This window comes from Paludisphaera mucosa (assembly GCF_029589435.1).
Taxonomy (GTDB): Bacteria; Planctomycetota; Planctomycetia; order Isosphaerales; family Isosphaeraceae; genus Paludisphaera; species Paludisphaera mucosa.
In genome coordinates this window covers 652,001-671,404 of record NZ_JARRAG010000002.1, presented here as the reverse complement: position 1 = coordinate 671,404, position 19,404 = coordinate 652,001, and the positions used below count along the sequence as shown (strand labels likewise).

General features: G+C 70.6%; 18 protein-coding genes. 9 read left to right on the top strand and 9 right to left on the bottom strand.

What is annotated here, in order from left to right; all coding sequences use genetic code 11:
• Nucleotides 1-779: 779 nt before the first annotated feature.
• On the bottom strand, nt 780-1,298 hold the full coding sequence (locus PZE19_RS12295; RefSeq protein WP_277860913.1) for a hypothetical protein: 519 nt from the start codon (nt 1,296-1,298) through the stop codon (nt 780-782).
• Nucleotides 1,299-1,627: 329 nt separating this feature from the next.
• On the opposite strand from PZE19_RS12295, the gene PZE19_RS12290 reads away from it, so the two are divergent.
• The 5 genes from PZE19_RS12290 (at nt 1,628) to PZE19_RS12270 (ending at nt 6,391) form a co-directional block, all read left to right on the top strand.
• Complete coding sequence (locus PZE19_RS12290; protein ID WP_277860912.1) at nt 1,628-2,029, top strand: BlaI/MecI/CopY family transcriptional regulator; 402 nt, start codon at nt 1,628-1,630, stop codon at nt 2,027-2,029.
• Between the two features lie 239 nt (nt 2,030-2,268).
• Nucleotides 2,269-3,201 (top strand): hypothetical protein, encoded by a 933-nt coding sequence (locus tag PZE19_RS12285; protein ID WP_277860911.1) that lies wholly within the window; start codon nt 2,269-2,271, stop codon nt 3,199-3,201.
• A gap of 155 nt (nt 3,202-3,356) precedes the next feature.
• Complete coding sequence (locus PZE19_RS12280; protein ID WP_277860910.1) at nt 3,357-3,836, top strand: ferritin; 480 nt, start codon at nt 3,357-3,359, stop codon at nt 3,834-3,836.
• 425 nt (nt 3,837-4,261) lie between these two features.
• Entirely contained in the window at nt 4,262-4,933 is a 672-nt protein-coding gene (locus PZE19_RS12275) for a Uma2 family endonuclease (RefSeq protein WP_277860909.1), read from the top strand.
• A 108-nt stretch (nt 4,934-5,041) separates the two neighbouring features.
• Nucleotides 5,042-6,391 (top strand): hypothetical protein, encoded by a 1,350-nt coding sequence (locus PZE19_RS12270; protein WP_277860908.1) that lies wholly within the window; start codon nt 5,042-5,044, stop codon nt 6,389-6,391.
• A 142-nt stretch (nt 6,392-6,533) separates the two neighbouring features.
• On the opposite strand, the gene PZE19_RS12265 is transcribed toward PZE19_RS12270, so the two are convergent.
• The 4 genes from PZE19_RS12265 to PZE19_RS12250 all read right to left on the bottom strand — a co-directional run bounded on the left by PZE19_RS12265 (nt 6,534) and on the right by PZE19_RS12250 (nt 10,965).
• Complete coding sequence (locus PZE19_RS12265) at nt 6,534-7,793, bottom strand: M48 family metallopeptidase (RefSeq protein WP_277860907.1); 1,260 nt, start codon at nt 7,791-7,793, stop codon at nt 6,534-6,536.
• 445 nt (nt 7,794-8,238) lie between these two features.
• A complete protein-coding gene (locus PZE19_RS12260; RefSeq protein WP_277860906.1) occupies nt 8,239-9,444 on the bottom strand; it encodes a class I SAM-dependent rRNA methyltransferase in 1,206 nt (401 codons plus the stop codon).
• Nucleotides 9,441-9,905, bottom strand: a complete 465-nt coding sequence (locus PZE19_RS12255; RefSeq protein ID WP_277860905.1) for a response regulator — start codon at nt 9,903-9,905, stop codon at nt 9,441-9,443. Before PZE19_RS12255 ends, PZE19_RS12260 begins: the two co-directional genes overlap by 4 nt.
• Nucleotides 9,906-10,272: 367 nt before the next feature.
• On the bottom strand, nt 10,273-10,965 hold the full coding sequence (locus PZE19_RS12250; protein ID WP_277860904.1) for a PEP-CTERM sorting domain-containing protein: 693 nt from the start codon (nt 10,963-10,965) through the stop codon (nt 10,273-10,275).
• A 1,225-nt stretch (nt 10,966-12,190) separates the two neighbouring features.
• On the opposite strand from PZE19_RS12250, the gene PZE19_RS12245 reads away from it, so the two are divergent.
• Nucleotides 12,191-12,769, top strand: a complete 579-nt coding sequence (locus tag PZE19_RS12245; protein WP_277860903.1) for an RNA polymerase sigma factor — start codon at nt 12,191-12,193, stop codon at nt 12,767-12,769.
• A gap of 62 nt (nt 12,770-12,831) precedes the next feature.
• Here PZE19_RS12245 and PZE19_RS12240 read toward each other — a convergent pair whose 3' ends face one another.
• Together PZE19_RS12240 and PZE19_RS12235 are read right to left on the bottom strand one after the other, a co-directional pair.
• The gene (locus PZE19_RS12240) at nt 12,832-13,770 is read right to left on the bottom strand and encodes an alpha/beta hydrolase (protein WP_277860902.1); all 939 of its coding nucleotides are present in this window, start codon (nt 13,768-13,770) and stop codon (nt 12,832-12,834) included.
• Between the two features lie 103 nt (nt 13,771-13,873).
• On the bottom strand, nt 13,874-15,130 hold the full coding sequence (locus tag PZE19_RS12235) for a hemolysin family protein (protein WP_277860901.1): 1,257 nt from the start codon (nt 15,128-15,130) through the stop codon (nt 13,874-13,876).
• A 225-nt stretch (nt 15,131-15,355) separates the two neighbouring features.
• Between PZE19_RS12235 and PZE19_RS12230 the strand changes: the two genes are divergently transcribed.
• Nucleotides 15,356-15,910, top strand: a complete 555-nt coding sequence (locus PZE19_RS12230) for a DUF4177 domain-containing protein (protein WP_277860900.1) — start codon at nt 15,356-15,358, stop codon at nt 15,908-15,910.
• 71 nt (nt 15,911-15,981) lie between these two features.
• Here the strand turns inward: PZE19_RS12230 and PZE19_RS12225 are convergent, their stop codons facing one another.
• Nucleotides 15,982-16,506, bottom strand: coding sequence for a hypothetical protein (locus PZE19_RS12225; protein WP_277860899.1), 525 nt, complete (start codon nt 16,504-16,506; stop codon nt 15,982-15,984).
• 122 nt (nt 16,507-16,628) lie between these two features.
• Nucleotides 16,629-17,021, bottom strand: coding sequence for a phage holin family protein (locus PZE19_RS12220; RefSeq protein ID WP_277860898.1), 393 nt, complete (start codon nt 17,019-17,021; stop codon nt 16,629-16,631).
• A gap of 341 nt (nt 17,022-17,362) precedes the next feature.
• On the opposite strand from PZE19_RS12220, the gene PZE19_RS12215 reads away from it, so the two are divergent.
• Both PZE19_RS12215 and PZE19_RS12210 read left to right on the top strand, forming a co-directional pair.
• Nucleotides 17,363-18,898: a YifB family Mg chelatase-like AAA ATPase gene (locus tag PZE19_RS12215; RefSeq protein ID WP_277860897.1), complete on the top strand. Its 1,536-nt coding sequence runs from the start codon at nt 17,363-17,365 to the stop codon at nt 18,896-18,898.
• A 117-nt stretch (nt 18,899-19,015) separates the two neighbouring features.
• Nucleotides 19,016-19,360 carry a hypothetical protein gene (locus PZE19_RS12210; protein ID WP_277860896.1) on the top strand — a complete coding sequence of 115 codons (345 nt, stop codon included), beginning with the start codon at nt 19,016-19,018 and terminating at the stop codon, nt 19,358-19,360.
• The last annotated feature ends 44 nt before the right edge of the window (nt 19,361-19,404 follow it).

Here is a 19,404-nt window from a genome sequence, read left to right as displayed (position 1 = left end):
GGCTGTCGTGGGGTGAAATGGGACATCGCTTGGGGGCCGCTACGCCATGAAACCGACTCGGGCGCGGAGACGAGACACGGCGGTCGCCCTCGCCGCGGCCGGCCTGATCGCGGCGGCGGGCTTGCTCACGGGCGCCTGGTGGTTCTGGCCGCGAGTGTATGACACGATCACTCGTGCCGAGCGCATCACCATCTACGAGGGCCTCCCCCATCCGTTGTACGAGGAGGAGTCGTTCCGGGAAGAGTCGCAGGCCAAGCCCACGCGATCGTTCTCCGGCTTCCCCTTCTACCGCCAACCCCTCGCCTTGAAGGCCGAGGACGTCGCGACGCTCCGCGGCCTGCTGGCGGGAGGGGACATCTATCGGCCTTACAGCGGCGAGAAGAGGTGCGGCGGCTTCCATCCGGACTTCGCCGTCGAGTGGTCGTCCGGGGGGGACGTCCACCGCGTCCTCATCTGCTTCGGGTGCTCCGAGGCGAGGTTCGACGGCCCCCGGGGAGACGTCGTCCTGTACGACCTCGCCTCGGACGGGCTCGGCCGCGAGCGGGCCGTCAAGTTGCGAGACCTACTCAAGGGCTACCGCAAAAACCGTCCGCCGCACGAACGGTTCGGCACGGGCCCCCTGGCCCTGGCGGGGGGGCCTGAGGCCGAGACGCCGACGGCCCTGGCGGGCCGCGCGTTTTTCTTTCCATTTCCGATGGAAGGCCCGCGACGCGCCTCCCCGCCATGGGAAAGGGAGGCGCGTCGACCTGGGCCGGTTTCGGGTCGCGGCTCGATCGGGGTCAGGGCTTGGGGGTTTCCGCGGCCTTCTCCTCGACCTTCTCGGCGGCCTTCTCGACCTTCTCGGCACCTTCCTTGACGGCGTCGGCGGCCTTGTCCTTGACGTCGGCGGCGGCGTCCTTGGTCTTGCCGGTCAGCTCGTTGAACTTGTCGACGGTGGCGTCCTTGACGTCCTTGAGCTTGTCGACGGTGGCGTCCTTGGCGTCCTTGAGCTTCTCGCCGGCCTTGTCGACGGAGTCGCCGACCTTCTCGGCCTTGTCGCTGACCTTCTCGCCGAGCTTCTCGACGGCCGCGCCGGTCTTCTCGATCCCGCTGGCGACGGCGCCGCCGACCTTCTCGAGCTTGGTCCCCTCGGCGGCCTTCTCCAGCTTCTGGCCGCCGCGCTCGATGGCGGAGCCGGCGTTGGAGATGCCCTGGCCGGTCTTGTCGACCGCGTTCTCGGCCTGCTCGCCGCTGCAACCCGAGACGAGGACCGCCATCGACAGCCCGACCGACGAGGCCAACCACACATGCCGCTTCATCTTGCTGTTCTCCTGATCGCCGACCCGCCTTCCGTCCTCGCCGGGCACCCGCGCCCCGCGTCGAGACGCGGCTCCTGACCGGACCGTCCCGCCGGGGTATTCGTCCCCCGGGCGTCCAAATTATCATACGCCTAATCGGCCCCGGGCGTGAGGACCCGCCGGGGCGGATTTTTCCCGGGGACATTGACGTTCTGAGACAGTTGTCTTAGGATGGCCTTCGTGAACGTCCGCGGTTGAATTCCCGCCCGGCGCCGACGTCTCGACGGTCGGGCCGTCCTCCCGCGCGGCCGGGCTCGACGTCCACCGCCCCAGCCCCGAGACGACCTGCGATGGCCAAACGCCCCCCCACGATCCCCGATTCCGAACTCGACGTCCTGAAGGTGCTCTGGGAACGCGGCCAGGCGACCGTCCGCGAATCCCTGGAGACCCTCAAGGCGGCCGGACGCCAGTGGTCCTACGCCACCGTCGCCACCCTCCTCGACCGGCTCGAGACCAAGGGCCTCGTCGAGAGCGACCGCAAGGAGCTGGCGTTCGTCTACCGCCCCACCATCAGCTCCCAGGAAGTCCGCCAGCGCCGCGTCAGCAGCCTGGTCGACAAGCTCTACGAGGGGGAGCCCGGGCTCCTCGTCCTGCACCTCCTCAAGTCGCACCCGCTCGACCCCGGCCAGGCCCTGGAGGTCCGCGAGGTCCTCGACCAGATGTCCGCCGGCAAGGCCCGCAAGAAGAGCTGACCCGCCCCGATCGCAAGATCTCGGACCTGCCGTCTAGCTTTCGCCGCCGCATTTCCGAATAATTTCAGCGTCGACCGCGACCCGTCGCGTCGGACCCTCTCGGTCGGCGTCGGCCCCGGATTTGCGTTGGGATGCGCAACGACGGGGCCCCGGCCTTTCGTGCACGTCGGGCATTCGCTCGATCCTCGTCTCTGGCCGTCGCGGCCCGTCCCGCCGCGCCTTGCGGAGCTGAACCGGGTATGTCGCGACCGAAACGCTGGTATGACGCCGACGCGGGCGACGCGCTGCGGGTGGTGCGGCAGTCGAGCCTCGACGACGCCTACTCCCTGCAGCGATGGCGGCACGCGCGGACGACCCCGAGCCTGGGCGAGTGCCTGCTCTACCCGCTGACCGACGGGCCCGGCCTGGGGCTGATGTTCCTCTTCCCGCCCGTCCTCTGGGTCCTCTCGCTGCCGGTCTTCGACTTCATCGCCGTGCTCCAGCCCCTGACCAAGAGCGACTGGGCGCTCGGGCTGTTCGTGGTGCCGGTCTTCATCCCGATGCTGGTCAGCTTCGCGATGGTCGTCGGCTACCTCTTCCTCTTCCTGGGACACGTCCTGGTCGCCAGCGCGATGGGCGAGAACGACCACCCGCGCTGGCCCGAATGGACCCCGGACGACGTGGCCGAGGGGATCGGCCGCTGGATCTGGGCGTTGCTGATGGGCGCCGCCGTGGCCGGGCCGCCGGCCTTCGCCTACTGGAGCTGGTACGGCGGGGTCGACGCGACCACCGGGGTCGTCATGGCCGCGCTGGTGGTCCTGGGGACCGGCTTCACGCAGATGGCGCTGGCCGCCTCGCTGATGCACGACACGATCCTCGCCGCCAACCCGGTCACGGTCGTCGTCGCCGTCCGGCGGATCGGCTGGGCGTATCTCCTGCCCACGGTCGTCGCCAGCGTGGCGACCCTGGGGGTCGCCCTGGGGGTGTACGGGCTCCTCTACCATGTCTCGCGGATGTGGGTCGAGGCCGTCGCGCTCTGGGGCTTCTGGCTCTACGCCCTCTACAGCGGCATGGTCGTCCTGCGGATGGTGGGCCTCACGTACCACGCCCACGCGATGGAGCTGTTCTGGTTCCGCCGCCGCCCCAAGTGGGCCACCGGCACCCGCGCGGGGCGGATCTACGCCAACTCCTGAGCCGGTCGCATTCGACTCGACTCGCCCGTTCGGGACGGTTCGGATAAGATGGTCGGCCTTGGACCACGACCGCTCGGCGGCCGCGCCGGGAGCCCGTGCGCCCCGCGTCGCCGACGCCCAGGACGCCGACGACGCCCGATGGAGGGGCCGTCCTCATGTTGATCAGCGAGAAGATCGAAGCCGAGTTCAACCGCCAGGTCGGCCACGAGCTGGGCAATTCCCACCAGTACCTGGCCATCGCCGCCTACTTCGAGAAGGAGGCCCTCTTCGGCCTGGCCAAGATCTATTCCAAGCAGGCCGACGAGGAGCGCGAACACGCGATGAAGTTCGTGAAGTTCCTCCTCGACGCCGGGGCCAGCCCGAAGATCCCCGCGATCGCCGAGCCCCGCAACACCTTCGGCTCGGCCGTCGACGCCGCCCAGCTCGCCTACGACTCCGAGGTCAAGACCACCGAGCAGATCTACGCCCTGGTCGACCTCGCCCTCGCCGAGCGGAACCACATCGCCCACAACTTCCTGCAGTGGTTCGTCTCGGAACAGCTCGAAGAGGTCTCCAGCGCCGACACCCGCCTCAACGTCATCCGCCGCGCCGGCCCCAGCGTCCTCATGGTCGAGGCCTACCTCGCCCACGAGTGAGCCCACCCCGCGGGACGGCCTTCTCACGGGCCGTCCCGCGATCGGCTTCGCTTCCGGCGACGAAGCCGATTCCCGGGTCGACGAAGCCAATCCAAAAATCGCCTTAAGCCGTTATCCGAAAACGATTTTTGTTCAATTATCAGCCCCCGGAGATTGGGTTCGCTCGTCGAAATTCGTGCATTTTTTTCGGCCTTTCCATCCTCTTTCCTCGTCTCGCCGCGCGGTCGATCGCAGGGCCCCCTATTCTGGACGATACACCCGTTTGCGCAAGATGAAGCGACGGCGAGAAAATTCCGACCTTGCGAGGGAGGCCGAGACCCTCGTTCTTCCCGTCCAGCCGGTCCGCGCTCTTCGCGCGTCCGACCGGTGGTAGGATGAGCGGAATGGACGCGTGGGCCGGATCACGTTTCCCCAGGGGCGATTCCATGGCGACGGCGATGCGGGCGGAGGCGGCCGGGGCGGCTACGGGCGGCGAGACGCGGATCCGGACGGCGGGCGTTTCGTGGGATTTCTACGCGCGATTCGTCGACGGCCTCCCCGAGCGGTCCGGGGTCCGCGCGGCCTACGACGGCGAGGACATGGAAATCATGGTCAAGGGCCCCCTTCACGAGGACTTCCGCGCGCTCCTCGGGCGCTTCGTGGAAGAGGTGGCGACCGAATCGGGGGTGGCCTTCCTGGGGCTTGGCGAGACGACGTGGAAGCGCCGGGACGTCGAGCGCGGGCTCGAATCGGACCAGTGCTACATCCTCGACGCCGGGAAGCTCGCGGCGGCCCGGACGGCGTTGCGGCGTCGCGAGAACGACGTCGCCGCCTATCCGAACCCGGACCTCGCGATCGAGATCGATTTGTCGCCTTCGCTCGTCGACCGCTCGGGCATCTACGCGGCCCTGCGCGTCCCCGAAGTCTGGCGGTTCGACGGCTCGACCGTCCGGATCGAACGCCTCACCGACGCCGGGGCCTACGAGCCGGCGGCCCGCAGCGCCTGGCTCCCCGTCGCCGCCGACGAGGTCCTCGCCTGGATCACCGCCGACGACGCGCCCGATCGCGGCGCCTGGGCCAGGAGGCTTCGCGCCTGGGCGGGCGGACGGGCGAGATAGCCTGTCTCGCGCCGCAGCGAGACTGGCACGGCCGAGCCCACCTTGATAATGAGGAGACCCGACCGACCGCCTTTCCAGGGCCGAGACCTCAAAGCGAGACCGATGGATATGGCTCGGACCCAGGACATAGCCCGGGATGCAAACGCGAGCGACCCGCAGCCGCGTGCTTCGCGTCGGGCCCGGTTCCGTTTCTCGCTGGGGACGGGCCTCGTCCTGGTCGTCGTCGCGGCCCTGGACATGGGGGCGGTCCGGCGGCTCGGCGAGCCGGAGATGACCGGCCCGCTCGACGGGGGAAGCTACCGGATCCCGCATGCGTATCTCGGCGCCCTGCCGCTGGCGGACGTCGCCCTAGTCGGCGTCGCGCTCGCGGCGACCCGACGGCGTCGCGGCGCACCCGCCGCCTCGACGGCCCTGGGGTTCTTCAGCCTGCATCTCGCCCTGCTCGGGGGGCTCGCGCTCGCCTGTTCGCCGGAAGCGGATCGCTTCTACAAGGCGATGGCCGAGGTCGCCGTCGACCGCGCGGCCGAGGGCTGGGCCGCCGTCCTGGGGCCGCCCGACGGCTCGGCGGCCTGGTTCGTCCTGGCCTGCTCGATCCTCGGGGTCGTCCTGTCGGGTCCGCCGATCCTCGTCGCATGGCTCGGGTCGCGGCTCGCCGTCCGCTACGCGAGGGTCGCGCCCCCGGCGCGGTTCCGGGCGACGGCCGCTTTGACCTCGCTCGGCTTCGCCGCGGCGGGGCTGGCGATCGGCGTCGCCCCCCATCCTTTCGAGGCCGAGGAGATCGAGGCGACGCTGGACGTTAGGGTGATCGACGCCGCCACCGGCGCGCCGATCGCGGGAGCGTCCGTCGGCGTGGTCGAGGTCTTCCCGCGGGAAGAGGAGGCGCGGCTGACGACGGCGACCACGGACGGCCAGGGCCATGCGAGGCTGACCGGCCGCTTCCTCGCCTGCGGCGAGGCCAACGCATTCGCCTCGTTCGGCGACTTCTCGCCCGGAGGCCGATGGCTGGAAGTCGCGGCGGCGGGTCGTCGGCCCGCGCGCGTCGCGCTGCCCGAGGTGGTCGGCTTCGCGATCCCGCTGGGGCGGACGATGAGCGGCGCGGTGGCGCTCGCCCCGGGGAAGGAAGAGCCCGATCGCTTCGAGAGTTTGGCCGGAGCCTACCAAGATCGGGACTCGTGGGGTTTCGCCCGCTCCCTCCAGGTCGAACCGGACGGCCGATTCGCCTCGTACACCTCCCACTGCACGGATTCGAGCCGGGTGTACGGCCGATTGAAACGCGTCGGCGACGCGATCGAGATGGTTCCGATCGCGGGTCCCGGGTTGGAACTCGAAATCTTCGCCGCGCTCCGCTACCGCGAGGCCCGGGTCGGCGGCGACGCGATCCTGATCGAGAGCGTCGACCCGGCCTTCGAATTGGAGGGATGGGAGGATCCGACGACGTTCGCCCGGATCGCCCCATAACGGCCGTCGCCGAAGGGGACGGATCCTGAAGGTTCGAAAGCTGGCCGTTCCGACGCCTTCCCCTCGCGGGGCTTGCAGGGGGGGAGACGGGGAGCCACGGACGCTTCGGCGAACGTCCAAGTGAAGCCGGACGGGTCGGGATTTACGAGAAGGTCCGGTGGAAGACCGAGGGCTCGACGAGGGTGGTCGAGGCGAAGAGGCGGTTGTGGAGCATCTGTTCGAAGATCTCCATGTCGCCGAGGAACGTGTTGGCGGGCTGGGCGTCGCCGGGGCCGTGGACGTGGTCGGGGTACGATTGCAGGAGGATCAGGCGGTCGGCCAGGGGAGGGTGCGCCGGGTCGTGGGGGCCGTCGTCGGCGAGCAGGCGCATCCGCATGGCCGAGCGGATCTCGGTCGGCAGGCGGAACCAGAAGGCGCGGAAGAAGGCGTACAGGTTGGCGTCGGCCGCGGCGGGGTCGTAGTACTCCAGGACCTCGCGGAAGAGGGGCTGGATGATCGCCGTCTTGACCAGGGCCGAGGCCGCCGCGCCGCCGCCGGCGACCAGCGCCGCGAAGCGGTCGGCGCGGGCTTCCTGGCCCCAGGCGACCGGCTGGATCAGCCACGACGCCTCGCGCAGGCAGTACCGCGCCCAGGCCCCCAGGGGGCCGCGGAGCAGGCCCAGCTCCTCGCGACGCTCGACGGCCCGCTCAAGTCCCTCGACGAACCTCGCCCGCCGCGCGGCGCGGGTGGCGTCGCCCCGGGCGAGGTGGGCCAGCTCATGAGCCAGGATCGCCCGCATCTCGGCCCGGGTGAGGATCCGCAGGAGCGGCAGGCCGATCAAGAGGGCCCGGGAGCGGTTCCAGGCGACGACCCCGCAGCAGGGGAGGTACGAGAGCCGCACCTGGCCCGGGGGCTTCACCCCCAGCCGTCGCGAGACGACGTCGATCGCTTCGAACAGCAGGGGGGCGTCGACCCGGGAGAGGACCGGGCCGAGGTCGGCGTCGGGGTTGTTGGTCTCGACGCGGAACCAGGCGCCTCCGAGGGCCTCGACGACGTCGCCCCAGCCGGCGATCTCGTCGCGGACCCAACCGACGAGGATCTTGATCGCGCCGCCGCAGGCCAGCAGCGTCGCGGCCATCGCGATCGTCCCAGTCCAGTAGACCTTCTCCAGCACCCACAGCACCACGGCCCGCCACCAGAGCTTGACCGTGCCGGCGGGGGCGAAGCTCGGCGCGGGGGCCTCGACCTCGCGTGCGGCCGACGAGGCCGGCGCGGGCTCCACGCGCTCGACCCGGAAGACGCCCCGGCAGATGGGGCAGGCGTACCGCGTGGAGTCGGACCAGTCGCCGTCGACGGGCTCCAGCGTCCCCGAACAGTCGGGGCAGAGCGGCGCCAGCGAGTGCCTCGTTCGAGTGCGCCCCATCCGCTCACCCCCGCCCCAGATCCTCCGGCCCGACCCAGGCCGCGCCCCGCGATTCCAGTATCTCCGAGCAGCTTCGGAGTGCAAGCGAAATCGGCGACGACCGCTCCTCGCCGCCCGCTCGCGGACGGCTTCCCTCGCGACGGGGAAGACGTCCCCCGAGGAAAACCCGCAAAGGGTCTCGGTAATCGTCGCCTTTGTACCATTCTTTCGACAAGGGATGCTACGCGACGAGATGATCGAAGTTCCGGGGGCCGCGGCCGATGCGAGGCGAAACGATGATTCGAAAATCGACGAGCGAAGCCAAACTTCGGAGCGGCGAATTCGACCAAAACGGCCTATGCGGCAAGAGCTTACATCGAAATAGACGGTCGACGGCGGGCGCGAGCGAACCCGAAGCGAACCCAGACCGGACCCGATTCGAAGCCGAATTCCGGCTGGGCCCCGGTCAGCCGCCGACTCGGGCGATGAAGCACTTGAGGTAGTCGGTCTCGGGGCAGGGGGCCGCGACGGGGTGGTCGGCCCCCTGGCCGCGCTGTTCGAGGATCTGGACGGGGCGGCGGGCCTGCTCGGCGACGTCGGCCAAAACGTCGCGGAAGGCGTTGCGGTCGACGAGGCCCGAGCAGGAGCAGGTGGCGAGGACGCCGTCGGCCGCCAGGACGCCGACCGCCGCGCGGTTGAGCCGGGCGTACGCGCCCAGGGCCGGGGCCAGGTCGCGGGCGTGGCCGGCGTACTTGGGGGGGTCGCAGATCACGACGTCGAACCGCTCGCCGGCGGCGCGCAGGCGTTCGAGGACCCTGGGGACGTCGCCCTGCTCGAAATCGACGTTCGCGATCGCGTTGATGCGGGCGTTGGCGCGGGCCGCGGCCAGCGCGGGGGCCGAGCTGTCGACGGCCAGCACGCTCGCGGCCCCGCCGTGTCTCGCCGCGTTGAGGGCGAAGCCGCCGGTGAAGCTGAAGAGGTCGAGGACCCGCTTGCCCTCGCAGTAGCGGGCGACGGCCCGGCGGTTGTCGCGCTGGTCGCAGTAGAAGCCGGTCTTCTGGCCTTGCAGGACGTCGACCTGGTAGGACAGGCCGTTCTCGACGACCGTGATCGCATCGGGGAGCGTGCCGACGATCCGGACGTCGCCGACGTCGAGCCCTTCCTCCTTCGCCACGGCGCGGTCGGGCCGGGCGAGGATCCCCTCGGCGGCGGTCAGCTCGCGGAGGGCGTCCAAAATGGCGTCCCGCCGGCGGAGCAGGGCCAGGCTGGAGAAGAGGACGACGAGCCAGCGGTCGTAGCGGTCGACGGTCAGGCCCGAGAGGGCGTCGCCCTCGCTGAAGACCAGGCGGTAGGCCGAGTTGCCGGCGTCGAGCTTGAGGACGTCGCGGCGGAGGCGGACGGCGGACTCCAGCCGCGCGGCCCAGAAGGGGGCGTCGAGCGGCGCGTCGTCCCAGCGGTAGAGCCGCACCCGGATGGCGCTCGCCGGGTTGTACAGCCCGCGCGCCACGAAGGCCCCCTCGTGGCTGACGACGACGACCTCGTCGCCGGGCTCGGGCGAGCCGTCGATGCGGCCGATCGACTGGGCGAAGACCCAGGGGTGGCCGGCGAACAGCGGCCGCGCCCGCTTCGGCTTGAGGACGACCTTCGCCGGGGCCGGCGAAGGCGCGGTCATGGGCCTTCGGTCGCCCGGCTGGCGGACTCGAACTCGGCGAGGTAGGCCAGCGTCCGTTCGAGCTGGTTCTCCAGGTGGCGGACCCGCAGGAGGCTGCGGATCCGGCAGAGCAGCTCGACCTTGTTGACCGGCTTCGTCAGGAAGTCGTCCGTCCCGGCCTGCACCCCGCGCTCGAAGTCGGCGGCCTCGTTGAGCGCCGTGACCATGAGGATGAGGAGGTCCTTGGTCTCGGGGTTGGAGCGGAGCTTGCGGCAGACCTCGAAGCCCGAGAGCCGGGGCATCATGACGTCGAGCAGGAGCAGGTCGGGCTTGAACTCGTCGACGACCTGGAGCGTCTCCTCGCCGTCGCGGGCCGTGCGCATGTCGCAGTCGACGTCGCTGAGGTACGCTTCCAGCAGCTCGACGTTCTGGGCGTTGTCGTCGGCGATCACGATTTTGGGGCGGGCTTTCTGATCTTCCAAGGCCGGACCTCGCAGAGATTCCCCAGACCGTCGCCGAGACCGCGCCGACTCGCACGAAACGAGCCCGGCGCGAGGAAGACGCCCCCTGGGAGATTCTATCGGTCGAGGGCCGTCCCGAAGGCGACCCTCGCCGACGCCGTCCCCCGGCGTCTCCGCTCCGATCCCGACCAGATCGGGGATTTTACCAGATCGGCCGGATTCCAGAAGGCGGAAACGCCGGCGCGACGGCGCAGCGGCCGGCCGGAAGAAAGGTCGGAGCAGGATCCGAAGGACCACGCCCGGGCCAAGAACGAACGGCGGCCGTCTCCATGAAGACGGCCGCCGTCGCGGGATGCGGGCCTGGATTCGCCTCAGGCCGACCGTTCGATCAGGCGGAGGCGGGGCGGAGACGCCGCCGGGCGGCGAGCAGGCCGATGAGGCCGATCCCCAGGAGGGCCATCGACCCCGGCTCGGGCACGCTGGTCGTCGAGAAGCCCTGGTTGGCGAAGGAGAAGACGGCGCCCTCGCTGCCGCCGAACACGGTGATGTCCTTGTGGACGACGATCGTCCGTTGCGGAGGCAGCAACAAGGTCGTGTCCACCGTCATGCCCGGCGTGAAGACGCTGAAGGGGACCTCGCTGATCACGTTGCCGACCGTGTCGTAGATCGTCTCGCCGATCGCCACGCGGCCGTCGCCGCCGAAGTTGGCGAAGCCGCTGAGCGACAGGTAGGCATCGCTGATGAGGCTGCCGTCGGTCGTCGTCACGATGTACGTGATGGCGTAGTCGACGATCGTATTCGCGGCGGCGAAGAACGCCCCGTTGAACGAGATGCCGGGCTCTCCGGGGACGCTCGTGAAGGCGTTCACCGTGACGCCGCCGGCCGCGGGAGGCGTGGCTATGGGCGACACCGAGTAGGTGAAGTCGGAGAACCTCAGGTTGGCGACGTCCGCGAAATTGCCGGCGACCTCGAGGGTCGCCAGGCTCGAAGGCAGGGGGATCAGGCCGGCCCGGGTCTCGAACGAGCCCAAGCCCAGCGCCAGCAGCCCTGCGGCCAGACCGAAAACGAAACGTCTCGTCATGTTGCCTCCTGGTTGCAAAATCCTGGATGAATCGAAAGGACCTCGAACTCCTCTGCGGATCGGGCGGAGACGCCGCTCGATCCCATCCGGGGGCGCTCGGCCTGGATCACGGCGCGCGGGGTCCCGGGAGAGGACTTGAATGACGAGGGGCCCGTTCGACGCGTCGCGTCGAAGGCGAGGTTCCGGGGCCGTCACGCTGCGAAGGCCCGGCGGAGACGTGTTTTTCGTTCTCTTCTCGAGGAGTCCTGCGCCGTGAGGACTCCAGGCGAGAGTCGACGCCCGACGCCCCGACGGCGTGTCCGCTTCGGGGTGGTTCCGCTCTGCCGACGCTCGCAAATCCGACCGCGCGAGCCCCGAACATGGCCTCCAGAGGCGTGCTGCGGCCGTCGCCGCCGGGGAGTTCGAGCGTGAACCCCTCCGGACGCCGCCGGTCCGTCAAGGAAAGATAAGAAACCCGGCCTCGCCACGAGCAAGCGACCTCGACCACTCCCGTCTCCGTCAACCTGCGTTCCGAAAAACGTGTCGAGGAACGGGCCGCCTGGTCGAGATGTACGCTTTTAGTCCATGGCCAGGCGAAATACAATTGAGATCGAGGTGTGGTGACATAAGTCAACGAAGCATCAATTGAGATGGGCGATGCATTGTCGATAATTCGCAACATCGGCCGCCGGGCGATGATTTTTTCCATCGACAGAGCCCGGCCTCGATCCCGGGCCGGCGCCTGGCCCCCGGCTTTCCGACCGTTCGGCGGGCGGCGACGGGGTGGGAGTCGGTCGGCCCCGGGGTCGCGGCGGAGGATGGGCGACCTGCCGTCATGTCTGTAGGGATCGACGACCTCGGGGGGCGGAGGCGCCCTTTCGGCGGGGGATGCCTGATCGCAGGCGGCTTCCTTCGGGAGAGGGTGATCGGGGCGTGCGGCGGGAATCCCGCTTGGGTCTGCAAGTCCCCGACCTGGAAGGGCGTCGGCCGCGTCACGGCCGACGAATCGCGCCGTTCGAGCTTCTGCGCCCGGTCGTATCCCGAGCGGGCCGCCGACGAGATCGAATCGGCTGGAACGGTTGTAGGCGTCGGAACCGGCAGACTCGCGGCCAAATCCGGCGTGCGGGCGGATTGCCGTCCTCGCGGCTTGTGCTACAATTGCAGCAATTCTGTATCGGCTTTGAGTTTGGGCGTGCGTCCCGTTCGACCCGTCGAGCGCCTGCTTCCCTCTTGAGGAGGCGTCCCCGTGCCCCTGAGCGATCTTGATCGTAAGCTCATCGACCGGTGCCTGGGGAAGGAGCCGGGCGCCTGGAACGACTTCGTGGATCGGTACCTGGGCCTGATCTACCACGTCATCCATCACGTCGCGCATTCGCGGAGCCGGCTGCTGAGCCCGGCCGACACGGAGGACATCGCCGCCGAGGTCCTGCTGGCGATCGTCGACGACGACTACGACGTCCTCCGACGCTACAAGGGCCTCAGCTCGCTCCCCACCTACCTGACGGTCATCGTCCGGCGGATCTGCGTCCGCGAGATCATCCGCCGCCAGCGCGAGGCCGAGCTGGGCCACTCCAACGCCCACCGCGAGACCGTCAGCGACCTCTCGGGCGAGGCCGAGGCCATCGCCACCGCCGAGGAGGTCGAGCGGATCCTCGACGAGCTTCCCGAGAAGGAGGCCGAGGTGGTCCGCCTGTACCACCTCAAGTACATGAACTACCGCCAGATCGGCAAGCAGCTCGGCATCTCCGAGAACTCGGTCGGCCCGATCCTGGCCAAGGCCCGCAAGCGGATGCGTCGCGCCGGCCAGTCGAACCGCGCGGGCTGAGCCCGCCCGCCACGGGCCTCGCCCGCGAAGGGCGGAGGCCGTGACGGTCTCGGCCCGGGGCGTCAGGGGGACTTCGGCTTCAGGTGCTCGTCGAACCAGTCGGCCAGGACGACGTTATCCTTGGCCATGTCGGGCCAGCCGTGGCTCGCGCCCTTCTTGACGACCAGCTTCGCCTCGACGCCCTTCTCCTTGAGCTTCTCGACGATCGACTCGGCCTGCTGGATCGGCACGAGCTGGTCGGCGTCGCCGTGGATGATGAGGGTCGGCGGGTCGTCGGCCGAGACGTGCGTGATCGGGCAGATCTGGCGGCCGATGGCGTCGCGCATCCCCTCGTCGGCGATCGGCCGGTAGACCTTGTCCTTGGGGTCCAGGGCGTTGAAGTCGAACGGGGCCTTGAAGCCCTGCAGGACGCCCCGGCCCAGGGCGTTCTCGCCCGGCTTGCCGTAGTTGAAGAAGTCGGTCGGCGGGAAGTAGCAGGCGACGGCCTGGACCCGGCTCGAATCGCGGTCGACCAGGTCCTTGGCGATGGGGTTCCCCAGCGCCCCGGCCGTCCCCAGCATCAGCGAGAGGTGGCCGCCGGCCGAGGCCCCGGTGACGCCCAGGCGGTTCGGGTCGACGTGGTAGTCGGCCGCGTGGAACCGGATGTACCGCACCGCGCGGTTGACGTCCTCGACGACCTCGGGGATCGTGAACTTGGGCTGGCTGCCGTGGACCACGGCGAAGACCGTGTAGCCCCGCTTGAGGAACTCGGCGATCGAGCCCGCGTTGATCGCCTCGTGGGCCGAGTACCAGCCGCCGCTCACCATCCAGACGATCCCCGCGCCGTTCGCGCCGGCCTTGGGCGTGAAGACGTCCATCGTCAGCGCCATGCCGTGCTTCCGGCCGTAGACGACGTCCTCGGTCCGGGTGTAATTCGGCGCCTCCTCGGCGACCGCCGCGGCCGGCGGCCCGGCGCAGATCCAGCACGAGGCGAGGGCCCAGGCGAGGTGCGGGCGATTCATCGGCGACTCTCTTTCGGCTCGGGTGACGGGGGGAGGGACCGCCGGGCAGTCTAGCAGGCGGTCGGGGCCTCGGGAAGTCGCCGGTCGGCCGGCTCGGGCGTCCTCAGAAGAGGAATTCGAGCGGGCGGACGAGGACGTGGTCGACGCGGTTGGCGTCCATGTCGACCACCTCGAACCGCAGGCCCAGGTCTTCGAAGCCCTCGCCGACGCGGGGGATGCGGCCGAGCTTGGTGACGACCAGGCCGCCCAGGGTGTCGAACTCGCCCGCCGGGGGCTGGGGGATCTGGAACAGGTCGACGAACTCGTCGACCGGGAACCGGCCGTCCAGCAGCCAGGAGCCGTCGGGACGCTGGACGGCGCGGGGGTCTTCCTCCTCGGCCTTCTCGGCCGTCGTGCCCAGCAGGGCGTCGCGGACGTCGGCCAGGGTGATGACGCCGACGACCGAGCCGTACTCGTCGAGCACGACGGCCGCGCCGCTGGACGACCGTCGCAGGACGTCCAGGATCTGGGGGCCGCGGGTCCCCTCGTAGATGAAGTCGGGCAGGGTGAGGAGCCCCTTGAAGCGGACCGGCTGGCCCTCGGCCCCGCGGGCGAGCAGGTCCTTCATCTGGACCATGCCCAGCAGGTTGTCGAGGGTCTCGTCGCAGACCGGCAGGCTGGCGTGCGGGCTGAGGGTGATCTTGCGGGCGATCTCCTCGGGGGAGTCGCGGACGTCGAGCCAGACGACCTTGTCGCGGGGCGTCATCAGGGCCCGCGCGCGGCGGTCGCAGAACCGGAAGACCCGCTTGAAGATGGCGTGCCGCGACGCGTCGAAGGCGCCCGACTCGGCCCCCTCGCGCATCAGCTCCTTGATCTTCTGCTCGGTCCCCGCCGGCCGCTCGGGCCCCCGCGCGCCCAGCCGCCGCGCCAGCGCGGAGCCGATTCGGCTCAGCCCTCCGGCGAGCGGGGCCGTCAGGCGGGCCGCCAGGCCCATGGCCCGGGCCAGCCGGGCGGCGAACCACTCAGGCCGGCCCGCCGCGAGGGCCCGCGGGACGGCGTCGGCCAGGACCGCCGCCGCCGCGATCGCCAGGGCCGCCGCCAGCGTCGGCAGCCGCCCCAGCCGCCGTCGCCGCCCAGGGCCGCCCGCCGCCGCGCCGGCGAGCGTCAGGGCCGTCGCCGCGGCCAGCCGGGCGGCCGCCGCGAGGCCCTCGGGATCCCTGGCCAGTTCCAGGGCCGCCTTCGCGCCCCGGTCCCCCTGCGCGGCCTGGTCGCGCAGCCGCGGCATGTGGGACGACGCCAGGGCGGCCTCGAGGAGCGAGAACAGGCCGGCCGCCGCGAGCAGGGCCACGATCCCCAAAACGAGCGCCACGATCGATGTCATTCGGCGATCCAGGTCGGTTCGGGAGCGGTCCATCCGTCCGGCCGGCGCGCCTCCGGCGGCCCCCGGCGTCGCCCCTCATCTTACCAGAACCGAGGCTCCCGTCGCTGCCGATCGTCGATCCATCCAGAAGGGTCGAACTCCCTTATGGAACCGCCCCCCGGCGCGCGTTACGTTGGGCGCGTGGCGGACATGGACCGGGCTCGCAACGCCGGGAGAGTCGAGACGATGCTCCAGATCACCTGCCCAACGTGCGGAGAACGTGGCAAGATCCCGCCCAACCTGGTCGGCGCGCGGATCAAGTGCAAGAAGTGCGGGACGGCCTTCCAGGTGCCCGCCGCGGCCAAGGTCCCCGCGACGGCCGGCGCGGCGGCGACGTCTTCGTCCGCCGCGTCATCGTCGTCCGCCGCGTCCTCGTCGGCCCAGGCGTTCGACGGGATCGCCGTCGAGGGCCTGGACGCCTCGGCCTGGACGCTCGCCCCCGATCACGCGCCCGTCGGCCAGGCCGCCGCCGCCGCCGAGCAGCACGAGCCATCGACCGCGTCCGAGCCGGCCCTCGCTTCGGATCCGACGTCGGAGGCGCACTCCGGCACGGCCCGCGAGTACAAGATCCTGACCTCGCGCGACAAGTTCTTCGAAGGCAAGTTCGACCTGACCCGCCTGGAAGAGGCGCTGAACCACTACGCGCACAAGGGCTGGGTCGCCAAGTCCATGTGCCTCCCCCACATCAAGAACTTCCAGGGGGCCATGCAGGAGGAGCTCGTCGTCCTGCTGGAGCGGTAGGGGCGCAGGGCGGATCCTCCGGTCCCCTCGGGCGGCCGCGCCGGCGCGCCCTGGGGATCGGCGGGGACGTCTCAGCGGCGCTTCGCCTTGGCCTTCTTCGCGGCGGGCTTGGGCTCTTCCGCCGACGGCTCGGGATGCTGGATCTCTTCAGGCATCACCGACATGGCGGCGCCGGCCACCGCGCCGACGGCGGCGCCGGGGGCCATCTCGGCCAGGACGTCGCCCGTCGTGGGGGCCTTCTTGCGGCGGGACTTGAGCGCCTGCGCCTCGTCCTGGGCGATCGACTGCGCAGCGGCCTTCACCGCGCCCACGACCGCGCCGGCGGCCATGGTGTCGATCACCTCGCCCGCGCGGCTCGCCAACCCCTTCGACTTCGGCGCCGAGGAGCCGCCCTTGCGGGCCGGTTTCGAGGCGGCGCCGGAAGGCTTCCGCTTCGCGACCGTCGACGCCTTGCCGTCGGCCTTGGGCTTGAGCTTGGATTCGGCCGGCTTGGTCTTGGTCTTGGTCTCGCCCTTGAGCTTGGGCGCGGGCTTGGCTTTCGCCTTGTCGGCCTTCGCCGAGCCGTTGGTCGAGGGTCGGGTCTTCGAGGTCGGCATCGTGACGTCTCCGGGGCCGTCGCCCCCGCTGGAAAGTGCTGGGTAGGCCAGGGCGCGAAGATGCGCCCCGAGCCGGGACCGGACCTGCGCGATCGCCTGCCGGATCTCGGTCGGCGATGCGGTTATTTCTTCCCCAGGGCCCATTCGAGGTCCTCCTTCAGCGTCGCGATCGTCTCGCGCGGGACGAGGTCGATCCCGCCCAGCCGCTTGACTCCCGAGGCCGCGAGGCCCGCGCCGGCGGCCCCGAGCAGCCCGCCGACGAGGCCGTAGCAGCCCCAGAGCGGCAGCCGGGTCGACCGCTGCAGGCCGTGGACCAGGGCGAGCGCGGCGAACAGCCCGCCCGTCGCGGCGAGCCCCGCCCCCGCGCCGATCGAGGTCAGCGCCGGGGCGACCGCGCCGGCGGCCTGCCGGAACTCGCTCTTGATCAGCGCCGCATGCAGCTCGACGAGCTGGCCCGCGTCGTGTGCGATCGGCTCGATCCGCTCGACCAGCGGGTTGGTCTCGTCATGCGCCAAGGCCGTCTCCTCCTCGAATACGGGCTGTCGTAAGACGGGATACGCAAGCGGCGTGCCACCGGCGGAAAGCCCTCACGAGTCGCGTCATGTCGATGTGAAAACGACTTCGCGCGACGAGGCGTGCGGCCGCCGGTCGGCGGCGAGGCGACGACGGCGCGACCGCCTCCGACGTCGTGTGGGGGCCGCCGCGAGCGACGCGATCCCGGCCCGTTTCCGCCCGGCGGCGGGCGGCGCCCGTTCGAAAAGGCCGATTCATGGACGTATAGTAGGGATGAGCCCGTGCGCCGCGGTCCGGGCGATCGACGCATCCGCGGCCCGGCCCCGGGACGGTCGCTGACCCCATGCTCGCCAAGCTCTTTTCTTACACCTTGATCGGGATCGACGCCGCCTCGGTGGAGGTGGAGGTCGACGCGGCCTTCTCGTCGATGCCCAAGACGGTGCTCGTCGGCCTCGCCGAGATCGCCGTCAAGGAGAGCACCTACCGCGTCGAGCGGGCGCTCGTCAACTCGGGCTACCAGCGGCCGACCGACCGGATCGTGATCAACCTGGCCCCGGCCGATCTCCGAAAAGACGCCGGCGGCTTCGACCTGCCGATCGCGCTGGGGATCCTGGCGGCGAGCGGGCAGGTGGCGCTCGAGCGGCCCGGGGACTTCGCGGTGGTCGGCGAGCTGGCGCTGACGGGCGAGACGCGGCCGATCAAGGGGGTGCTCTCGATGGCCCTGCAGGCCGCCGCCGAGGGCCGCGACGGCGTGCTCGTGCCGCGCGCCAACGCCGCCGAGGCGGCCGTCGTGGCGGGGATCGACGTCTACCCGGTCGGCAGCCTCGCCGAGGCCGTCGGCTTCCTCTCGGGCCAGCTCGACATGGACCCGGAGGCGGTCGACCTGGACGACGTCTTCTCGCGATGCGCCCACTCCGACGAGGACTTCGTCGACGTCAAGGGCCAGGACTACGCCAAGCGCGCCATGCTGATCGCCGCCTCGGGCAACCATAACTGTCTCATGATCGGCCCCCCCGGCACGGGCAAGACGCTGCTCGCCAAGCGGCTGCCGACCATCTTGCCCCCCCTGACGCCCGCCGAGAGCCTGGAGACGACCCGGATCTACAGCGCCATGGGGAGGCTCGCGCCCGGCCAGGCGCTGATGGCCGTCCGCCCCTTCTGCACGCCCCACCACTCGGTCAGCGACGCCGGCCTGGTCGGCGGCGGCAACCCGCCCCAGCCGGGGCAGATCTCGATGGCCCACAAGGGCGTGCTGTTCCTCGACGAGATGCCGGAGTTCAACCGCAAGACGCTGGAGGTCCTCCGCCAGCCGCTCGAAGAGGGCCGCGTCACCATCAGCCGGGCGATGAACTCGGCCACGTTCCCCGCCGACTTCATCCTGATCGCCGCCATGAACCCGTGCCCCTGCGGGTATCGCAGCGACCCGCGGCGGTCTTGCTCGTGCTCGCCGCCGCAGGTGGAGAAGTACCTGGGCCGGATCTCCGGCCCGCTGCTCGACCGCATCGACCTGCACGTCGAGGTGCCGGCGGTGCCGTTCACGCAGCTCGCCGAGATGCCGCCGGGCGCGACGTCGGCCCAGATCCGCGAGCAGGTTTTGGAAGCCCGCGCCCGCCAGGCGAAGCGGTTCGGCGACGAGACGACCCTGGTCAACGGCCGGATGACTCCGAGGCAGCTCCGCAAGCACTGCAAGCTGAAGCCCGAGGCGATGGGCATCCTCAAGGCCGCGATGGAGGAGATGGGCCTCTCCGCCCGCGCCCACGACAAGATCCTGCGGGTCTCGCGGACGATCGCCGACCTGGAGTCCTCCGCCGACATCCAGCCCCAGCACATCGCCGAGGCCGTCGGCTACCGCTCGCTCGACCGCAGCGTCTGGATGTGAGCGGATCCCGACCGGCCCCTTGCACGGGGGCGCGGGCTGCGCCATCCTCAGCCGTGGATGGTCCGGGTTCGACCGCCCGACGGCAGCCGGTCCGGACCGTGGGGAAGGGGGGCTCTCATGCCTCGCGAGGTCCTGCCCGGCGAGTTCTACGTCTTCGATCGCGGCGCGCCGAACTTCGAGATCGGGGCGCGCATCTCGCGGAACCAGGCGCTCTTCCGGGTCCGGTCCGGGGGGGACGTCTACACGCCGGCGAACTCCGACGCCTCGTCGCTCGCCAAGGACGTCCACCCCGGCAAGGCCTTCTGGGAGGGCGCGCACCAGCCTCGCCCGGGGGACTGGGACGCGGACGAGCTCGGCAACCGGCGTTTCCCGCACTACCACCCCGGCGGCGACCACGACGCGTACGGCCACGTCTTCTACGGCGAGCGCGGCTACCGCGCGGGCGAGGCCCGGCGCGGCTGAATCGCGGCGTCGTCCAATCCGTGCATCCAATCGAATCTCATATT